Annotated in this window: 7 protein-coding genes; all 7 read left to right on the top strand. The window is 46.3% G+C overall.

Annotated elements, in window-relative coordinates:
- Positions 1-29: 29 nt before the first annotated feature.
- A complete protein-coding gene (locus tag GJB62_RS11290) occupies positions 30-5,711 on the top strand; it encodes a type I polyketide synthase (protein WP_114081586.1) in 5,682 nt (1,893 codons plus the stop codon).
- Positions 5,712-5,713: 2 nt separating this feature from the next.
- Entirely contained in the window at positions 5,714-12,901 is a 7,188-nt protein-coding gene (locus GJB62_RS37440; protein ID WP_245246139.1) for a type I polyketide synthase, read from the top strand.
- Positions 12,889-14,115, top strand: coding sequence for a hydroxymethylglutaryl-CoA synthase (locus GJB62_RS11280; protein WP_114081583.1), 1,227 nt, complete (start codon positions 12,889-12,891; stop codon positions 14,113-14,115). Before GJB62_RS37440 ends, GJB62_RS11280 begins: the two co-directional genes overlap by 13 nt.
- Positions 14,106-14,915 carry an enoyl-CoA hydratase/isomerase family protein gene (locus GJB62_RS11275; protein ID WP_114081582.1) on the top strand — a complete coding sequence of 270 codons (810 nt, stop codon included), beginning with the start codon at positions 14,106-14,108 and terminating at the stop codon, positions 14,913-14,915. Before GJB62_RS11280 ends, GJB62_RS11275 begins: the two co-directional genes overlap by 10 nt.
- Before the next feature lie 192 nt (positions 14,916-15,107).
- Positions 15,108-15,854 carry a polyketide synthase gene (locus GJB62_RS11270; protein ID WP_114081581.1) on the top strand — a complete coding sequence of 249 codons (747 nt, stop codon included), beginning with the start codon at positions 15,108-15,110 and terminating at the stop codon, positions 15,852-15,854.
- Between the two features lie 59 nt (positions 15,855-15,913).
- Complete coding sequence (locus GJB62_RS11265; protein WP_012409607.1) at positions 15,914-16,177, top strand: phosphopantetheine-binding protein; 264 nt, start codon at positions 15,914-15,916, stop codon at positions 16,175-16,177.
- 263 nt (positions 16,178-16,440) lie between these two features.
- On the top strand, positions 16,441-21,153 hold the full coding sequence (locus GJB62_RS37435; protein WP_159402504.1) for a type I polyketide synthase: 4,713 nt from the start codon (positions 16,441-16,443) through the stop codon (positions 21,151-21,153).
- Positions 21,154-21,184: the final 31 nt, after the last annotated feature.

The raw sequence follows: 21,184 nt of genomic DNA, 5'->3' as shown, positions 1-21,184 counted from the left end.
GCATCAGGGTAAACACTAGGGGAAAAATTATGAGTAAACTTCCAGAGCGCATCACGAATCTTTCAGCGACTAAACTAGCGCTCTTGGTACAACAAATGCGTGCCAAAACTGATGGAATCGAACTGTTAAATGCCGAACCGATTGCGATTATTGGTATGGGTTGCCGATTTCCTGGTGGAAGTGATAACCCCGAAGCATTTTGGCAGAATCTTCGTAACGGAGTTGACGCTATTAGCGAAATTCCGCCAGACCGTTGGGATGCAGACGCATATTATGACCCTAATCCTGATGCACCAGGCAAAATGTATTCTCGATATGGTGGTTTTATTGGTCAAATCGACAAATTCGAGCCAGATTTTTTCGGTATCTCGCCACGAGAAGCGCAGAGTCTCGATCCCCAGCAACGGTTAATGTTAGAAGTCAGCTGGGAAGCGCTAGAAAATGCTGGGATTCCTCTGAATCAATTGCAAAGAAGTAAAACAGGCGTTTTTGTTGGTATTACCACCACAGATTATCTGCAATTGCAAACTGGTCTTGCAGATGATGAACTGATAAATGCTTATACAAATTCTGGTGGAGCAATTAACTTTGCGGCTGGTAGATTATCTTATTTTTTAGGATTACAGGGGCCGAGTTTATCTGTAGAAACCGCCTGTTCGTCATCTTTAGTAGCAATTCATTTAGCTTGTCAAAGTCTGCGTAATCAAGAAAGTGATTTGGCAATTGTCGGCGGTGTTAACCTAATTGTCATACCAGAGATGAACGTCAGGCTGTGTAAAGCCAAGATGATTGCCACTGACGGACGTTGTAAAACCTTTGATAGCAGTGCGGATGGTTTTGGACGTTCCGAAGGTTGCGGTGTTTTGGTATTGAAACGCCTTTCCCAAGCATTAGCCGACGGTAACAACATCGTAGCTTTGATTCGCGGTTCGGCAGTCAATCAAGATGGTTCTAGCAGTGGTCTCACTGTACCCAACGGATTAGCACAACAAGCAGTAGTACGGCAAGCATTAGCCAACGCCGGACTAGAACCCCATCAAGTTAGCTACATCGAAACCCACGGTACTGGCACATCTTTGGGAGATCCCATTGAGGTAAATGCCTTGGGTGCAGTGTTTGGTAAAGAAAAAACAGCTAATCAACCCCTAATGTTAGGGTCTGTCAAAACCAATATTGGTCATACAGAAGCAGCAGCAGGCGTAGCTGGCATCATTAAAGTAGCTTTAGCGCTACAGCATCAAGAAATTCCCCCACATCTGCATTTCCAAACACCCAACCCTCACATTGCTTGGCAGGATTTACCAGTTGCAGTTCCGACTGAGCTTACACCTTGGCTACCACACGAACAACGCCGCATTGCTGGGGTAAGTTCCTTTGGTGCAAGCGGGACAAATGCTCATGTAATACTAGAAGAAGCACCTGTGAAGAAAGTAGGGGGAGCAGGGGAGGTAGGGGAGCAGGGGAGCAGGGGAGCAGGGGAGCAGGGGAGCAGGGGAGCAGGGGAGCAGGGGAGCAGAGGAGAAGAGATTACAGAGCGTCCTTTACATCTATTAACACTGTCAGCCAAACATCCCCAAGCTTTGAGTGAACTAGCACAACGCTACATCAAATACTTTTCATCTCACCCAGATATACTTCTTGGCAACATCACCCACGCCTCACAAGTTGGCAGAACTCATTTCTCACATCGCCTTGCAATCATCGCCGCAGACAACGCACAAATGCAACAACAGTTGCAAGCCTACCTCGACACCACCGAAGTCATCGGTATCCATCACGGACAGGCTAGCCAGCAAACTAAAAAAATTGCTTTTCTCTTTACTGGACAAGGGTCACAGTATTGCCACATGGGTCGGCAACTTTACCAAACTCAGCCCAGTTTCCGCCAAACACTCGACCAGTGCGATACCTTACTGCAACCTTTGTTAGGCGAATCAATTTTACAGGTGATATTCTCTGACAATTTAGAAGATACTCGCCTCGATCAAACCGCCTACACCCAAGTTGCATTATTCGTTATAGAATACGCTCTTGCTCAACTTTGGTTATCTTGGGGTATCCGTCCCACAGCAGTTTTAGGTCACAGTGTCGGTGAGTATGTCGCTGCTTGCATTGCTGGCATCTTTTCCCTAGAAGACGCACTGAAATTAATTGTGCAACGTGCTGCTTTAATGCAAGCACTACCTCAAGGTGGAGGGATGGCAGCAGTATTCACCACATTAGAGCAAGTTACACCGTTAATTATTGACTATCCACAACAGTTGAGTATTGCCGCCATCAATGGCGAACACAGTATTGTTTTATCTGGGGAATTAGAGATACTCACAACAGTGCTGCAAAAATTAGAAAGCCAGGGTATTGAAACCAGAAGATTGCAAGTATCCCATGCTTTCCACTCGCCCTTAATGCAGCCAATGCTGACAGAGTTTGCCAAAGTAGCAGCATCAGTAAAATATCAACAGCCGCAATTAGATATTATTTCCAATGTCACAGGTAAGATTGTCAGACATGAGGAAATGTCAAATGCGACTTATTGGGTAGAGCATATACTCGCTAGTGTGCAATTTGCTGCCAGTATGCAGACGTTGTATCAAGCACGATATGAGGTATTTATAGAAGTCGGTTCCCATCCGACATTGTTGGGAATGGCACGGCGCGAGTGTCCCGAACAGTTGGATATGGAAGGATTATGGCTGGCTTCGCTGCGTAAAGGTAGAGAAGATTGGCAGCAGTTGTTAGATTCCGTGGCACAGTTGTATGTGACGGGGGTGGAGGTTGATTGGCGGCGGTTTGAAGCTGATTATCCGCACTCTCACGTGATTTTGCCGAATTATCCTTGGCAAAGACAGCGTTATTGGGTGAGTGATGGCAAGAAAAAGCGATCGCCCTTGCAAAAACTATTACATCCTTTACTCGGTCAACGATTGCGATCGCCCTTAGCTAACACAATTATCTTTGAGAGACAACTCAGCATAGCCGATGTACCCTTTATTGACGATCACCGTATCTACGGTATGGTAGTAGTGCCCACAGTTGCCTACTTAGAAATGGCTTGGGCAGCAGCTATAGAAGTCCTTGGTAAGGGTGTTTGTGTTTTAGAACAAGTTGCTATCCGCGAGGCATTCGTACTGGCAGAGGGTGAAACCCGCACTACACAATTACTTCTCACACCAGACGACAAAGGATATACTTTCCAAATCTTCAGCTTGGCATCCCCGGAAAAAGAAGACGGAACCGCTTGGAATCTCCACGCATCTGGTAAGCTGCGAGTTGAGCCTATACCAGAACACCAAATCATTGCAGATTTCTCACCCACAGCACTACAAGAACGCAGTCTGCAAGAAATATCCGGTGAAGTGTTCTATCCTTGCTTACACAAACGCGGATTAGAATTTGGCTCTAGCTTTTTGGGTATAGAAACACTCTGGAAACTCCAGGACGAAGTATTAGCAAAAATTCAAATGCCAGTATCCATCATGGCAGAGGCGGGTGATTATAATATGCACCCAGCCCAATTTGATGCTTGCTTGCAGTTGTTTTTGGCTGACTTACCCAGTGAAGATGATGTGTTCATCCCCATTGGTTTAGATAAGTTGTGCTTTTACGGGCAACCCACGACTGAGTTGTGGTCATATATGCGTCTGCACATTGGTAATACACCCAACCCAGAAACCTTTGATGTGGATGTCTGCATTGTAAATCCGGCTGGTGAGGTAGTAGCCCAAGTTGAGAAAATGCACCTCAAACGTGCGCCCAGAGAAGCTTTACAGCGTATTGCCCAGAAGAGTTTACATGATTGGCTGTATGAAATTAAATGGCAACCAAAAGTCCTACAGTCGTCTATCCAAGCTACTGCAACGGGGCATTGGCTGATCCTAGCTGACCACAGTGCGATCGCTGTAGAATTAGCTGAGTTCATAGAACAATCTGGGCAAACTTGCAAGTTGGTCTTTGCCAGTCAGGAATACCATCGCCAAGACTTTGAACAACTGTTCGAGAATTGTGCAAAAGATCAAGAATTGCGTGGTGTAATCTATTTGTGGGGTATAGATTCGACTTTAACGGACAAAACTTCTGCCAGTTTCCCCGCTTTGCTTCAAGCTTTAGTCGCCGCAGAATTATCTCAGCAACCCAAGTTATGGTTAGTCACACGGGGTTGTGTACCCGTGGAGTTAAAACCAGGAGAATTGAGTATTGCCCAAACTCCTCTTTGGGGATTGGGAAGAACCCTAGCTGTAGAACACCCGGATTTGTGGGGAGGATTAATCGATTTAGATCCAGGAACTAGCTTAGTCGAGCAAGCATCTAGTTTGTGGACTGAAATTAACCATCCAACTGAAGAACAAGTCGCTTTTCGGGCTGGACAACGCTATGTACCTCGGTTGTTGCGCTATCAACCATCATTCTCAGTAGAACCTATAAAAATTAAATCTAATGCTACGTATTTAATTACGGGTTGTTTTGATGATATTCACGTGAATCTTGCCAGTTGGCTAATTGAAAAAGGCGCTGAATATCTGGTGTTGATGGGTGAAGGAGAACCTGCACCAGAAATTTGCGATCGCCTCAAGCAAATGCACGCAATTAATCCAACTGTAGTATTATTTAACTTCAGTAGCTCCAAGTCAGAACAAGTCGCAAATGTCCTTCAATACATTGAAGACAAACTGCCAAATTTATCTGGTATCATCCATGCCGAAGGTATTCATCAAGACAGCCTTCTCTTGCACCAAACACGAGAGAGCTTTGCCAGAGTCCTCGCACCCAAGGTAACGGGAGCCTGGAATCTTCATACGATTACCAAGGAAATACCCTTAGATTTCTTTGTAATGTTTTCCTCAGCATTATGCCTACTAGGTTCGCCCGGACAAGGTAATTACGCTGCGGCTAACGCTTTTGTTGATGCTTTAGCTTACTATCGTCAATCTCTGGGTTTACCTGCTCTTAGCATTAATTGGGCACCTTGGGCGCATCAAGATAATCCTGTTGTCCGACGCTGGGCAACTTGGGGCGTAGATACAATTGATTGGCAACAAAGTTTAAAAATTTTAGAACAACTACTGACTGATAATGTCGCGCAAGTTGCCGTCATGCCAGTGCAGTGGAGCAAGTTTACTCAAGCCTTTCCTAGAGGGAAAAAAGAGGCAGAGGGGCAGAGGGGATGGGGAGCAGAGGGGAAAGAAAATGGACTTCCGCCCACAAGGGGAGGGGCTGGTAACGAAAATATTTTTTCTGCTCTGCTCGTCTACCCAGAATCTCTGCTTTCTTCTCAACCGAAATCTTCGCCAGCATCCCAGTTATACGAACGTTTAGAAAACGCTCCCCCCAGCAGACGCAAAGACCTAATATTTGAAGCCGTACAAGGAGAGGTTGCCAAAGTCTTGCGGATGAAATCAGCCCAGGTAGATGGGAAAAAGCCTTTTAACACAATGGGTATGGATTCTCTGACAGCAGTGGAACTACGAAACGCTCTCATGGAATTGTTGAAAGTAACATTACCTGCAACCCTCGTCTTTGAGTATCCCAGCCTAGAAAGCTTGTCTGAGTATTTAGCTGAGTTAGTGATTCCCAAAATCCCATCGTCCGCAACTAAGGAACTACCCACTGCTCCCAGCAAGATTAACTTGGCTTTAGAGCAAATGGAACAGTTTTCCGAAGATGAGCTAGAAGCCTTACTAGCTCAAGAACTGGCAACTCTTAATGAGTCATGAAGATGAACACCCCAGAACGTACTGACCAGCTACGGCGGGCATTAGTCGCCCTAAAGGAACTCCGCACCAAGCTTGATGCCATTGAACAGGATCGGCAAGAAGCGATCGCCATTGTCGGTATGGGATGCCGATTTCCCGGAGGAGTTAACAACCTCGAAACCTATTGGCAATTATTGAGCCAAGGTATTGATGCTAGTCGGGAAATTCCGAGCGATCGCTGGTCGGTCGATAGTTACTATACGCCTCATCCTGACACTCCTGGTAAAATGTACACCCGTCGGGGTAGCTTTATCGACCAAGTTGATGGCTTTGATGCCGATTTCTTTGGGATTGCGCCGCGAGAAGCAGTCAGTATAGACCCGCAGCAACGATTGTTGCTGGAAGTTGCCTGGGAAGCCTTAGAAAATGCCGGACAAAGCACAGAGAAATTAGAAGGTAGTGCCACTGGTGTATTTATTGGCATTTCCACCAACGACTACGCCCGCTTCCACATCAATAGCGGCGACCCTAATCGCATTGATGCTTACTCGTTCATTGGTTGCACTCCCAGCGTAGTTTCTGGTCGTCTATCTTACGTTTTTGGGTTGCAGGGGCCAAGCATCACCATAGATACAGCTTGTTCATCTTCCCTCACAGCCATTCACCTAGCTTGTGAAAGCTTACGCAAACGCGAGTCTAATTTGGCTTTGGCTGGTGGTGTCAACTTGATGCTGGCTCCAGAAACCACGATTTATTTTTGTCAGGTGAAAGCCTTAGCAGCAGACGGTCGCTGCAAAACCTTTGATGCTGCTGCCGATGGCTACGGACGAGGAGAAGGCTGTGGTGTCGTCGTACTCAAGCGTTTGCGGGATGCTTTAACAGATGGCGATCGCATCCTTGGTTTGATTCGTGGTTCCGCCGTTAATCAAGACGGACGCAGCAACGGTATGACTGCCCCCAACGGCTCGGCTCAACAAGCAGTGATTCGCCAAGCACTAGCGGCGGCGGCAGTACAACCCCAGGAAATTGGTTATGTGGAAGCCCACGGTACGGGAACCGTCTTAGGTGACCCCATAGAGATTCGCGCCTTAGCATCCGTACTTTGTGCTGACAGGAGTCAAGATAACGCATTAATTGTTGGTTCTGTCAAGACCAACATCGGGCATTTAGAAGCTGCTGCTGGGATTGCTGGAATTATGAAAGTAATTCTGGCTTTACAGCATCGACAAATTCCACCACACTTACATTTCAAACAAGCAAATCCGCATATCGATTGGCAGGAATTACCGTTAGTTATTCCGACTCAGCTTACTCCCTGGACTTCAGAGCGATTGCTGGCTGGGGTTAGTTCCTTTGGGATGAGTGGGACTAATGCTCATGTGGTTTTGGAAGCAGCACCGGTTGAGGAGGACGGGGGGACAAGGGGACAAGGGGACGAGGGGAATGATGAAAGCGATCGCGTTTATTTTCTACCTTTGTCTGCTAGAAGCCCAGAGGCTCTCAAAGAAATAGCTAAAGCATACCGAGAATTGTTATCAGGAAATTCACTACAGCTTGAGGATATTTGTTATACAGCTAGTTTGCGCCGCGTTCATTACGAATATCGTTTGGGGTTGGTGGGAAATTCGGCGGAAGAATTGGCGAATCAACTTCATGATTTTATAGAAGATATTCCCAATTCTGATGTTAATTGGGGATATCAAGGTTCTAGCCGTCGCCAGCAAATTGCCTTTGTGTTTTCTGGACAGGGTTCCCAATGGCTGGGTATGGGGCAAGAACTGTTGACGCAGGAGCCTGTATTCCGGGAGGCTTTGGAGGAGTGCGATCGCATTATCCAATCTCATACATCTTGGTCGCTGATTGCCGAACTGTCAGCACCGCCAGAGAAATCCCGTTTGGATGAAACGGAAATCGCTCAACCTGCCATTTTATCTCTGCAAGTGGCACTAGTGGCGCTGTGGCGGGCTTGGGGTGTGGAACCGAGTGCAGTTGTAGGTCATAGCGTTGGGGAAATTACAGCTGCTCACATGGCGGGTGTGTTGACTTTGGAAGATGCTTTGTGGATTGTGGTGCAACGTGCCAAACTGATGCAGCAAGCAACAGGCCACGGCAAAATGGCAATGCTGCATTTACCACACAAAGCAGTGGCAGAACTGATTGCACCTTATGAAGACAAAATAGCGATCGCAGCTATCAACAGTCCCTCTTCGACAGTCATCTCCGGTGCAACCGAGGCAATTGAAATTATCCTAGAAAAAGTCGAACAGCAAGGAGTATTCTACCGCCGCTTACCAGTGAATTACGCTTTTCACTGCCCGCAGATGGACGACTACAGTCGAGAATTAGAGAAAATTCTCCAAGATATCCAGCCAAAATCGCCATATTTACAGATTTTCTCCACCGTTAGCTGTCAACCAGAAGATTCCCCTCCCCCCCTCCGCTCCTCTGCCCCCCTGCCTCTTTTTAACGCTGCCTATTGGGGGCGGAATATGCGGCAATCTGTACGGTTTGCCGAGGCAATGGATAGTCTAATCCAAGCTGGATACGACCTGTTTGTAGAGGTTGCCCCTCATTCTGTCCTCGCCAAAGATATGCTGGAGTGCCTCAGTCAGACTCAGCAGCAGGGAACAGTTTTACCAACGATGCAGCGAGGAGATTCTACAGTCAGCTTCAGGTCATTAGCCAAACTCTACACTTTAGGACATAAAGTTAACTGGGATAACTTGTATCCCAACAGTGGCAAATTTGTACAGTTACCGACTTATCCTTGGCAACGTAAACGCTATTGGATTGAGCCAATACAGCCCAATGTTATTTCCACCACCGCTTCAGAATTATCAGATTGGCTGTACGAAATCCAATGGCAACCGCAACCATTATTAACCAAACAACAGACCATTGCTCCTACCCATTGGTTAATTTTTAGCGATCGCTCCGGCATCGGTGAAACCCTAGAACGCATACTACAAGCCCAAGGACACACCACCACCCTACTTTACTGTACAGATGCGTCTTGTACAGACGCGATGAATCGCGTCTCTAAAGTCTCAAACTTACAGATTGTCCATCTGTGGAGTTTGGATAACACTGAACAGTTAGTTAATTGTGGTAGCGTACTAGACTTACTACAAACCTTGGCACAAGTAGAATTACCAGCAGTCAAACTATGGCTAGTAACCCAAGGCGCGCAACCAGTAGGGGAAATTAGCAAAGAATTAGCGATCGCCGCAGCACCGCTTTGGGGTATGAGTCGAGTCATAGCAATGGAGTCTGCTGAAATCTGGGGAGGCATTATAGATATAGACCCAGCCAGCACTCCAGAGGAAGCGGCTAACCTACTGTCCGCCGAACTATCTCAATCAAAGAGCCAAGAAAATCAACTAGCTTTTCGCCAACAGCAACGTTACGTGGCTCGACTGACGCGGACAGTCGCAACTGTATCCACCTCACCTTTGAGCCTCCAAACCGATGGTACGTACTTAATTACAGGTGGATTGGGTGCTTTGGGATTACAAGTAACCCGTTGGTTGGTAGAAAAAGGGGCGCGTCATCTTTTATTACTCAGCCGTCGTCCTCCAGGAGAACAAGCACAAGCAGCTATTCAGGAGATGGAACATGACGGCGCACATATTCAGGTTGCCTTAGCAGATGTCACCAATCAAGCTGAACTTAGCACCATCCTACTAAACCTGAATTATCCTTTACGCGGCATTATCCATGCAGCAGGAGTATTAGACGATGGCATACTACTGCGACAAACTTGGGAACGGTTCGCCAAAGTATTAGCTCCCAAAATCGATGGGGCTTGGAATTTGCATCTTCTCAGCCGTGACTGTCCCCTAGATTTCTTCGTCATGTTTTCGTCGGTGGCTTCTTTAGTAGGCTCCCCAGGTCAAGGGAACTACGCCGCCGCCAATATGTATTTAGATACACTGGCTCACTATCGACGACATCAAGGCTTACCTGCTTTGAGTATCAATTGGGGGCCTTGGTCAGATGCAGGTATGGCAGCTGATTTAAATCATCGCAACCTGTGGAGTACTGAGAACGGAGTTAGTTACATTACTCCAGAACAGGGATTGCGAGCCTTAGAAGAACTGCTCAAACAAGGGAAAACTCAAGCTGGAGTCGTGCCGATCACCTGGGATAAATTCTCTACAGCTATACAATTACCATTGTTGCAGCAATTTACTACCAAGGTGAGTCAATCACCATCTCAGCCCTTCTTGCTACGGCAATTGGAATCTACACCAGTGAGCGCTCGCCGGGAATTGTTGATGTCAGCCGTACAAGCCCAAGTGGTGAGAGTGCTGAGGTTAGATAATAGCTGCCCCATCGACTCGGAACGCCCCTTGCAAGAAATGGGTATGGATTCCCTGATGGCGGTAGAATTGCGAAATGCTCTCGGAAAGTTGGTAGGAAAAACTTTACCGGCAGCTTTGATTTTTGACTATCCCAGCATCTCAAATTTGACAGAGTATTTAGGTAAAGAACTGGGGATATTTGCGACAAACGCATTACCACCTACTGTAGAGAATCGGGAATTATCACCTACAGAAGCGATCGCTGTTGTGGGGATGAGTTGTAGATTCCCTGGGGCAGATGATTTAGAAAGTTTCTGGCAACTGTTGTGTAATGGCACAGATGCAATTCGAGAAGTACCGGGCGATCGCTGGGATGTAGATGAATTTTACGATCCAGACTTGTCTTTCCCTGGTACGATGAATACTCGCTGGGGCGGCTTCATCAATCATGTAGACCATTTTGACCCCCAATTTTTTGGTATTTCTGCCAGCGAAGCCCGCAGCATGGACCCCCAGCAACGCCTACTCTTAGAAGTTTCCTGGGAAGCTTTGGAACACGCAGGCTATAGTTCTGACCAGCTGGCGGGTAGTCAAACAGGAGTATTCACAGGTATCAGCACCTGGGATTACTTCACACTACAACTAGAGCCACCTCCACGGGGCGGTACGGGGATGGCTTTGAGTATTGCAGCTAACCGTCTTTCCTATCTCTTAGATTTGCGCGGGCCAAGCATGGCAGTTGATACCGCTTGTTCTTCTTCTTTGGTAGCAGTTGATTTAGCCTGTCAAAGTTTGCGGAACGGTAAATGTGATATGGCATTAGCCGGGGGTGTAAATATCATCCTCTCACCACTGACTACCGTTGCCTGCTCCCAAGCTGGGATGATGGCTGCTGATGGACACTGCAAAACATTTGACCACCGAGCTGATGGTTATGTCCGGGGAGAAGGCTGTGGCGTAGTTGTACTCAAACGTTTATCCGATGCTCTCAAAGATGGCGACCATATTCTGGCTCTGGTGCGTGGTTCTGCTGTCAATCAAGATGGACGCAGCAATGGTTTAACAGCCCCCAATGGTTTAGCCCAACAAGCTGTAATTCGCCAAGCCTTACAAAATGCTGCCGTCACTCCTGATCGCATAAATTACGTTGAAGCCCACGGTACAGGCACAGCTTTGGGTGATGCTATTGAAGTAGAATCCCTGTGGACAGTACTCAAGGAAGGTCGCACTGACAATCAGCCTTGCCGGATCAGTTCTGTGAAAACTAATATCGGTCACTTAGAAGCAGCCGCAGGGATAGCTGGTTTCATTAAACTAGTGCTGTTGTTACATCGAGAACAGATTCCTCCTCACCTCAACTTGCAAACTATCAATCCCGTGTTGAATTTGGAGCAAACCCAGCTACAAATTCCTACCTCCTTACAACTGTGGAAACGAGGAGAGCAGCCGCGATTGGCAGGGATTAGTTCTTTTGGCTTTGGTGGGACTAATGTTCATGCAATTGTGGAAGAAGCACCCTTGGAGAAAGGAGGGGGGGCAGGGGAGCAGGGGAGCAGGGGAGCAGGGGAGCAGGGGAGCAGGGGGGCAGGGGAGCAGAGGAGCAGGGGAGCAGAGGAGCAGAGGAGCAGGGGAGCAGGGGAGCAGGGGAGCAGGGGAGCAGAGGAGCAGGGGAGCAGGGGAGAAGAAATTACAGAGCGTCCTTTGCATATACTCACGCTGTCGGCAAAAAGTGAATCAGCTTTGCAAAACTTGATTGGGCGTTACCACCAATATTTACAGGAAAATATTGGCGATCGCTTGGCTGATATCTGCTATACCGCTAATGTGGGACGCAGCCATTTTGCTCATCGTCTGGCATTTGTGGTCAATTCTCAGGCGCAGTTACGAGATACCCTTGCTGCTTTCAATGCAGGAGAACAAATTGCTGATGTACTCTACGGCAAGGTTGATACTCAACGTCAGCCAAAAGTCGCTTTTATTTTTGCTGGTGAAGGTTCCCAGTATGTTGGTATGGGTAGGCAGCTTTACGAAACCCAGCCGCAGTTTCGCCAAATTATAGAAGATTGCGATCGCCTCCTACAACCTCATCTTCAACAATCCCTATTTGCAATCCTCGAAGATGAATCACTGTTAACACAACCCCGTTACGCTCGTCCTGCTGTATTCGCCTTGGGATACGCCTTAGCCCAACTTTGGCGCAGTTGGGGCGTACAGCCTAGTGTAGTTATGGGTGGCGGAGTTGGTGAGTATACCGCCGCTTGTGTGGCTGGCGTGTTCAGTCTGGAAGATGGTTTGCGGTTAATTACTCAGCAGGAATCGTGGGCAGAATTCGAGTTAATTGCCAAGCAGGTGAAGTTCCAAGCGCCCCAAATTCCGATGGTGTCAACCTTCTATGGGCAACTGTTAGCTGCTGACTATATCCCAGACATTGACCACTGGAGACGATGCTGGCAAGCACCAGCGTTATTTAAAGGAGCAATGTTAGCCCTTACACAAAAAGGATGCAATTTATTCTTAGAAATTGGCTCTGACCCCCAATTATCGGAGATCCAGCAGCAAGGCACTTGGTTACAATCCATTAGACCTCTTGCAAAAGTGCTTTTTGCAACAGGGGGGAAAAGGGTAAAGGTTAAAGGGGAAGGGAACAATACAGAACTTTTTCCCCTTCCCCCTTCCCCTTTTCCCGACTTATGCAAGAAGTCTATTGATGATTGGTCAGTATTGTTACATAGCCTGATTGCACTTTATATCAACGGTGTAGCAATTGATTGGCAAAGGTTTGAACAAGGATATCAGCACCGTCGTGTGGTCTTGCCAACTTATCCCTTTCAACGGAAGCGGTACTGGCTCGATCCGGCAGTTATCAGATCCTTTAGCAAAAAGGAGGAAAATTTATGCAACGAGTAGGAATCGAGAAAATTAATTTATACTCTGGGCGTTTCTGTGCTGATGCCCTGGAATTAGCTAATTTACAAGGTAAAGATTTGGATTACGTATCTAAACAAGTAAAAGTAAAGACACGTTCTGTAATTCCTGCCTACGAGGATACAGTTACCTTATCGGTGAATGCAGCCAAACGGCTCCTTTCCCCAGAAGATGCGCGGGATATCGAACTGTTGATTGTGGCGACAGAATCGGCTGTGGATTTTGGCAAACCTGTATCTACTTGGGTACATCGGTATTGTAATTTACCTCCTAATTGCCGCAGCTTTGAACTCAAACACGCCTGCTACGGGTTGACAGCAGCCGTCAAAACAGCCGCAATGTGGCTGCAAGGAGGACTCACCCCTGGTAAAAAGGCATTAGTTATCGGCTGTGACTATAGCCGTCCCCACCTTGATGACCGTGATAATTTTATTGGCGGTGGTGCGGCTATTGCCATGCTGATTAGTACCGACCCCAAGGTATTTGAAATTGACTTGCATCCCGCAGGCTTTTGGACTGATGAAATTTCTGATACCTTCCGTCCGACTGCGAGAGTCGAAATTGGCGACAATCAAACCAGTCTTTACTCTTACTTAGACGCTTTGGAAGCCTCTTACACCCACTACGAAAAACTTGTGGGGGGAGTAGATTATGACAAAGATTTCCAAAAGCATATTTATCACACACCCTTTCCGGGAATGCCCTTACAAGCGCATCGGACTTTGCTGAGTTTATTTGACGTTAACGACTCGAAAATCTATGAGGAGAATTATCAAAAGAAGGTACAGGAAGGGATTTACTTCGCCCAGCAGGTAGGTAGTACTTATGGTTCATCTACTTTCTTGTGTTTGCTGAGTTTGTTACATCATGCCCAGGATTTACACGCAGGTGATCGCATTTCGATTTTTGCCTATGGTTCTGGTTGTCAAGGTGAATTTTATCGCGGTACTGTCAGTCCGGGAGCAATTGAATACATCCGTTCTTTGGATATTGACCGTCATTTGCAAGAACGTTTGCCATTATCTCTGATGGAATACGAACTTTTAGAATATGCACGAGAAAAATATATTGATGCGCCTGATTATCAGCCCAAAAGAGACAGTTTCCAAGAAGCTTATGACAAACTCTATGCCGGACAGGAACTGCTGGTATTAAAACAGGTAAAAAATTACTACAGGCAATACGAATGGAGCTAAAGTTAAAAGCAATTGAGTATCAAATAGATTCAGGAGTCGCTCACATCACATTATCAGCGCCAGAAGCTGGTAATGCCTTAAACGGCGAGATGTTGGCACAGTTTTATCAAGCTTTGCAAAATGCGATCGCTGACCCAACTTGTCGAGTTATTGTAATTTCTAGTATAGGTGCTGACTTTTGTACAGGGATGGACTTTAACGCCATCTTTGCCAATGGTTCCCGTCCTAATTTAGGGCCACTGCAAGCCTTTCGTGATTGCCTGTTACTAATTTATAGTTCTCCTAAACCAGTCATCACCTGTGTGACAGGTAATGTTACAGGTGGTGGTGTGGGTATAGTCGCCGCCTCCGACATCGTACTCGCCGAGGAAAATGTCCTATTCATGCTGTCAGAAGTGCTAGTGGGGATGATTCCTGCTGTAATTACGCCCTTTTTATTGTGTCGTCTTTCCTCCTCCCAGGTGAAATATCTCACCCTTAGTTCTAGAGGTATTGATGGAAACGAAGCCAAAAATTGGGGACTGGTGGACGAAATCGCTAGTGATGGGATGAACGATACACTCAACCGCCAGATTCAACGTTTATTTTATTCTTCACCGGAAGCGATCGCTGAAAGCAAACAATATTTTGACACATTTATCGGTCAAGATTTGCGACACCAAACCGAATTCGCCATGCAACGCCTACAGAAATGGTTAGAACAACCCAAAATTACCACAGCCATCCATCAGTTTAGTGAAGGCTATTCACCACCCTGGTTTCAAAAATATAGGAGGAATAGCACTAATTATCCAAAATAAGCCTACAAATATAAAGCTAGATTCTGACTCAATACAGTTCATTTAAGCATTTTTTTCTTCTCTTTCTCTCTTTTCTCTGTGTCCTCTGCGCCTCTGTGGTTCGTTAAAAAAATGACTTCAACAAAGAGTACTAGCCTTAACCCAAGCGTATTGGATTCTGACTCTCTTAATTACGAACTACGAATTAGTATTATGTCTGAAATTGTAACTCTTTCATGTTTAGAAGATGGAATTTGTCAAATCAACTTAAACGACCCAAAAAACGATAATCGACTCACAGATGAGTTAGTTGATAATTTATTAAAAACATTAGCAGAATGCTCCAAAACTCCTCATTTAAAGGTACTATTACTAACAGGACTTCCTAATGTTTTTTGTGGTGGTGCTAGCTTAGATGTACTGCAAAAATTACTGCGTGGTGACACAGAAGTTAAAGACCTCTTACTACCAGCACAACTATTACGCTTTCCCGTTCCCATAATTGCAGCAATGGAAGGACACGCGGTAGGAGGCGGATTATTAATTGCCTTATGTTGCGATGTAATTGTAGCAGCAGAAGAAAGTCGCTATGGCGTGAATTTTGCTGGATTAGGATTTACCCCTGGAATGGGAACAACATCTTTACTTTCATTATTAGTTGGGCCATTATTTGCCCATGAAATGATCCTCACTGCCAAACTTTACAAAGGTAGAGAACTACACGGAAGGAGACTATTTAATGATGTCGTTCCCAAACAAAGAGTAATGGAAGCAGCGATGGATATTGCCCGCAACATTGCCGAAAAACCCAAGCACGTATTAGAAATGCTCAAGGATACTTTAGCACTTCCCCGCCAACGTGCTTTACAAGAGGCTATGTCCCGCGAACATCTAATGCATACTGTATGTTTTAATCATCCAGATACCCAATCTATTGTCAAAGATATGTATATTTCCTAACAATAACAGTAGATTTTATCGGCGTTTAATTATTCTTTTTGGAGATTAGGAGAAAAATCATGGTGCAACAAACAGTTGAGCAACAAGTCCTGAATGTAGTTACCAAACACATGCGCTTGAACATCGAAGGTTTGGAAAATGCAAACATCGACCCAACAAAGTCAATGCGCGATTTGGGTGCTACCAGTTTAGATGCAGTAGAGATTGCCTCAGCTTCGATGAGAGAGTTAAAAGTGAAAGTTCCTAGAACCAAACTCGGCAGTGTTAAGAACATTCAAGAACTTGTAGACTTACTTGCTGAAATCAAGATACAGCAAGGGTGAAAAGTGTTGAGACGCGATTAATCGCGTCTGTACAAGAGTTAAGGGACTTCCAGAAAATAAATTATCCCAAATTATTTGTACATTTTTTGGTTAGGGACTTCCAAATAAAAAAATATGCCAAAACTGACGCAAAAACCCTCTGTATTTCCCCTCTCTCTGTGTTCTCTGTGCCTCTGTGGTTCGATAATTTATTTCTTGGAAATCCCTAAGAGTGCTGAGTCAAAATACTAGTCCCCAGTCCCCAATTCCCAGTTCCCCCTGTTATGAACAACATTAAACAACAAAAAAAGGAAGCGTTGGCTTTGCCCGCCGTAGGCATCGCTGTTATTGGTATGGGATGCCGATTTCCTGGGGCGAAAAATCCTGCTGCTTTCTGGCAAATGCTGCGGGATGGGATGAATGCTATTACACAAGTTCCCGCCAATCGTTGGTCAGTGGATGACCTCTACGACCCCGATTTGGCGACCCCTGGAACGATGAATAGCCGTTGGGGAGGGTTTCTGGAAAATGTAGACCAGTTTGATGCTAAATTCTTCGGCATTTCTCCCGGTGAAGCCGCAAGTACAGACCCGCAGCAGCGTTTGTTGCTAGAGGTAGCTTGGGAGACTTTAGAAAATGCTGGTTTAAATCCGCAACAAGTTTCAGGGAGTCAAACAGGAGTATACATAGGCATTGGTAGCAACGATTATGCCAATGTTTGCTTTGAGGATTTGACTCAACTAAATGCTTATTTTGTGACAGGCAATGCCCTCTGTACAACAGTAAATCGCCTGTCTTACTTCTTTGGTTGGCAAGGGCCGAGTTTAGCATTAGATACTGGCTGTTCTTCATCCTTGGTTGCCATCCATCTTGCCTGTCAAAGTCTGCAAACAAGAGAAATTGACCAAGCTTTGGTAGGGGCTGTTAACCTGATTTTGTCACCCAAAGCTAACATCGGATTATCCCAAGCTTGGATGATGACATCAGATAATTGTTGCAAAAGTTTTGATGCTGCTGCTGATGGTTACGTGCGGGGTGAAGGTTGCGGTTTAGTTTTGCTCAAGCGTCTAGAAGATGCCATTAGGGACGAAGACCAGATTTTAGGAATTATCCGGGGTTCAGCCGTTAATCAAAATGGCTTTGGGAAAAACTTGACCGCACCCAATCAACTAGCACAGCAGTCAGTTATCAGTCAGGCGTTGGCAAATGCTGGAGTTGAACCACAACAAATTAGCTATATTGAAGCCCACGGAGTCGGCACACCCTTGGCTGATGTCACAGAAGCCAGCGCCCTCAAGGCAGTTTTGCGACCAGAGGGGGATAGTTTACCGTGTTTTCTCAGTTCCGTCAAAACCAACATTGGACATTTAGAACCGGCTGCGGGAATTGCTGCTTTAATTAAAGTTTTATTGTGTTTCCAACATCAAGAAATTCCACCACACCTGCATTTTCAAACCCTAAATCCAGACATTGGGGATGATTTTCCCTTTATTATTCCCACCACAGCAAGTCCTTGGGAATTGAACGATACACCTCGTTTGGCTGGAATCAATTCCTTTGGTTTGGGGGGAACTAATGCTCATCTTGTTTTAGAAGAACCACCATTGGAGAGAGCAGGGGAGCAGGGGAGCAGGGGAGCAGGGGGGCAGGGGGGCAGGGGAGCAGGGGAGCAGGGGGGCAGAGGAGCAGGGGAGCAGAGGAGCAGAGGAGGAGAAAATACAATTGAGCGTCCGTTACATTTGTTGACGCTATCAGCTAACAGTGAAAAGGCATTACGAGAATTAGCTAGTCTTTACAATACACATATTGCTAAATCTATCAATATTGCCCTGCCGGATATTTGCTACTCGGCGAATGTAGGTAGAGCAGCATTGAAACACCGCTTGGCTATCCCGGCGGATACATTGGAGGGCTTGCAACAAGAATTATCAGCCTTCGCCAGTGAACAAGAGGCGGGAGAATGGTTTTATGGTCAACAGAACTCTACTAAAGTTGGATTCTTGTTTACAGGACAGGGAACGCAATACATTGATATGGGTCGTCAACTCTACGATACACAACCTGTATTTCGTGAGGTGCTAGAACGTTGCGATCGCCTACTCACCCCTCATTTAAATAAGTCTTTATTATCAATACTCTATCCTGAATCTGGTAGCAAACTATTACTACACGAAACCGTCTACACCCAACCTGCTTTGTTTGCCCTAGAGTTCGCCTTAGCAGAAATGTGGCGTTCCTGGGGAATCAAGCCGCATTGTGTTATGGGCTATAGCTTAGGTGAATATGTCGCTGCTTGTGTTGCAGGTGTTCTCAGCTTGGAAGATGCCTTAATTTTAGTGGCAAAGCGGGGACAACTGATGCAGCAGTTACCGCAAAATGGGGCTATGGCTTGGGTATATACCTCAATAAATAAGGTAACAGAAGTACTATTAACCTATCAGCATCAGGTTGGTATCGCTGCCATCCACGGCCAAGAAGAAATCTTGATTGCTGGTGAAAGTCAGGCTGTGCAGCGAATTCTCCAACAGTTGAAAAGTGAGGGCATAGCTTTTCTCAAGCTGAAGATAAATCAAGCTTTTCACTCTCCAGCCGTCGAGCCAATATTGGATGCAATGGAGGAACTGGCCGCCACATTCACCTACAACCCACCCCAGATGAATTGGGTTTCTAGTGTGACTGGAAAATTAGTGGAGGCGATCGCACCTCAACATTGGCGCAATCATCTACGAGATACATTACAATTTTCAACGGCAGTTGATACCCTAATTGCTCAAGGTTGTAACCTGCTTCTGGAATTAGGGCCGAGTTCGACCTTAACGGAAGCAGGTAAGCGATATCGACCCCAAAGCGAGGAGATTTGGTTATCTTCCCTGACAGAAGGATTTGAGGATTGGCAGCAGGTATTATCAACACTGAGTGCCTTGTATGTACAGGGAGCAGATGTTAACTGGGCAGGATTTGACCGCTATTACCAACACCAACGCCTAGAACTACCAACTTACCCTTTCCAAAGAAAGCGCCATTGGATAGACGCAAGAACGCAAAGACCGGAGATAAATTTTGTAGAGACGCAAAATTCAGCATCTCCACTGTGGGAAAACTTGAATTTAGAGGAGATGTCAGCTAGTAGTTCGCCAAGTGAACTTGGCGGGGTAAAGGGTAAAGGGGAAGAGGGAAAGGTTTCAAATCCCTTACCCCTTAACCCTTACCCTTTACCCAGCCATCACGCAGCATTTTTGGGTTGGCAGACTACTAGTCAGCGTTGGGAAAAACTGCAAGCCTACGTGCAAACTGAGGTAGCAACTGTTCTGGGACTGGAACCAACAGAGAAACTCGACCCAAACGAGGGATTTGCTACCTTGGGGATGAAATCTCTGATGGCAATTGAGTTAAAAAACCGCATTCAAACGCAACTAGGACATTCTTATTCTCTAGCCGCTACCTTGGCATTTGATTATCCCACAATTGCCACGCTCACAGAATATTTGGGTAGGGAAGTCTTGGGTTTAGATTCTCCCTCCACGAACCATGAAAACCTCCCGCACTCTTGTAAAGACGCGATTAATCGCGTCTCTACTGAAGATATCGCCATTATTGGTATGGGTTGTCGCTTTCCTGGAGGCGCAAATAATCCCGAACAGTTCTGGCAAATCCTCCAAAAAGGTATCGATGCTATTACAGAAATTCCCTCGCAACGCTGGAACTTAGATAATTACTTTGACTCAGAACCAGAAACACCAGGTAAAATGTACACCCGTCACGGGGGATTTATTGCAGACATTGACCAATTTGACGCGCAGTTTTTCGGTATCAGTCCCCGTGAAGCCATCAGCCTCGACCCACAACAACGCATATTGTTAGAAGTAAGTTGGGAAGCTTTAGAAAATGCGGCTGTTGCACCACAGAATCTTGTCGGAAGTCAGACAGGTGTGTTCATTGGTCTGATTTCCAACGAGTATATGCAACTGCAAATTCAGCACAAAGACCCAGAAACAATTGATGCTTATTACGGTACAGGCGGTATTGGTAGTGCGGCGGCGGGAAGGATATCTCATAGCTTGGGGCTGCGCGGGCCTAGTTTGGTTGTGGATACTGCTTGCTCGTCCTCGCTGGTTAGCATTCATTTAGCAGTTCAAAGCCTGCGGGGTGGAGAGTGCAATTTAGCATTGGCGGGTGGCGTAAACTTGATACTTCTACCGGAGACGAATATTTTCTTATCAAAATCCAAGGCTGTAGCTGCCGATGGACGCTGTAAAACCTTTGATGCTTCAGCTAATGGCTTTGTTCGAGGAGAGGGATGTGGTGTAGTTGTCCTGAAACGACTCTCTGAAGCTTTAGCTGATAATGACCCAATTTTGGCAGTAATTCGGGGTTCGGCAGTGAATCATGATGGACGTAGCAGTGGTTTTACCGTCCCCAGTACAACAGCGCAACAAGAATTGTTACATCAAGCATTAGCTAACGCCAATGTAGAAGCCCAGCAGGTGAGTTATATCGAAGCTCATGGGACTGGCACATCCTTGGGAGATCCGATTGAGGTTAGTGCATTAGCATCTGTACTCTGTGCAGGACGTTCTTTTGAACAGCCACTAGTAATTAGTTCTGTGAAAACTAACATTGGTCATTTGGAAGCGGCGGCTGGGGTAGCGGGTTTGATGAAGGTTGTTTTGGCTCTACAGCATCAAGAAATTCCGCCACACCTGCACTTGCAACAACCTAATCCGATGATTGCTTGGGAGCAATTGCCATTGAGTATCCCTACATCTGGGCAATCTTGGGTAGTTAAGGACTCGGCGAGGATTGGTGGGGTGAGTTCTTTCGGGATGAGTGGTACTAATGCTCATGTGATTGTACAAGAAGCACCTTTGGAGAAAGCAGGGGGAGCAGGGGAGCAGGGGAGCAGAGGAGCGGGGGAGCAGGGGAGCAGGGGAGCGGGGGGGGCAGGGGAGCAGGGGAGCAGGGGAGCAGGGGAGCAGGGGAGAAGAAATTACAATTGAGCGTCCTTTACAGTTACTCTGCTTTTCTGCT

Origin of the sequence: Nostoc sp. ATCC 53789 (genome assembly GCF_009873495.1) — a bacterium.
GTDB classification, from domain to species: Bacteria; Cyanobacteriota; Cyanobacteriia; order Cyanobacteriales; family Nostocaceae; genus Nostoc; species Nostoc muscorum_A.
This window is presented reverse-complemented; position numbering and strand designations above follow the sequence as displayed.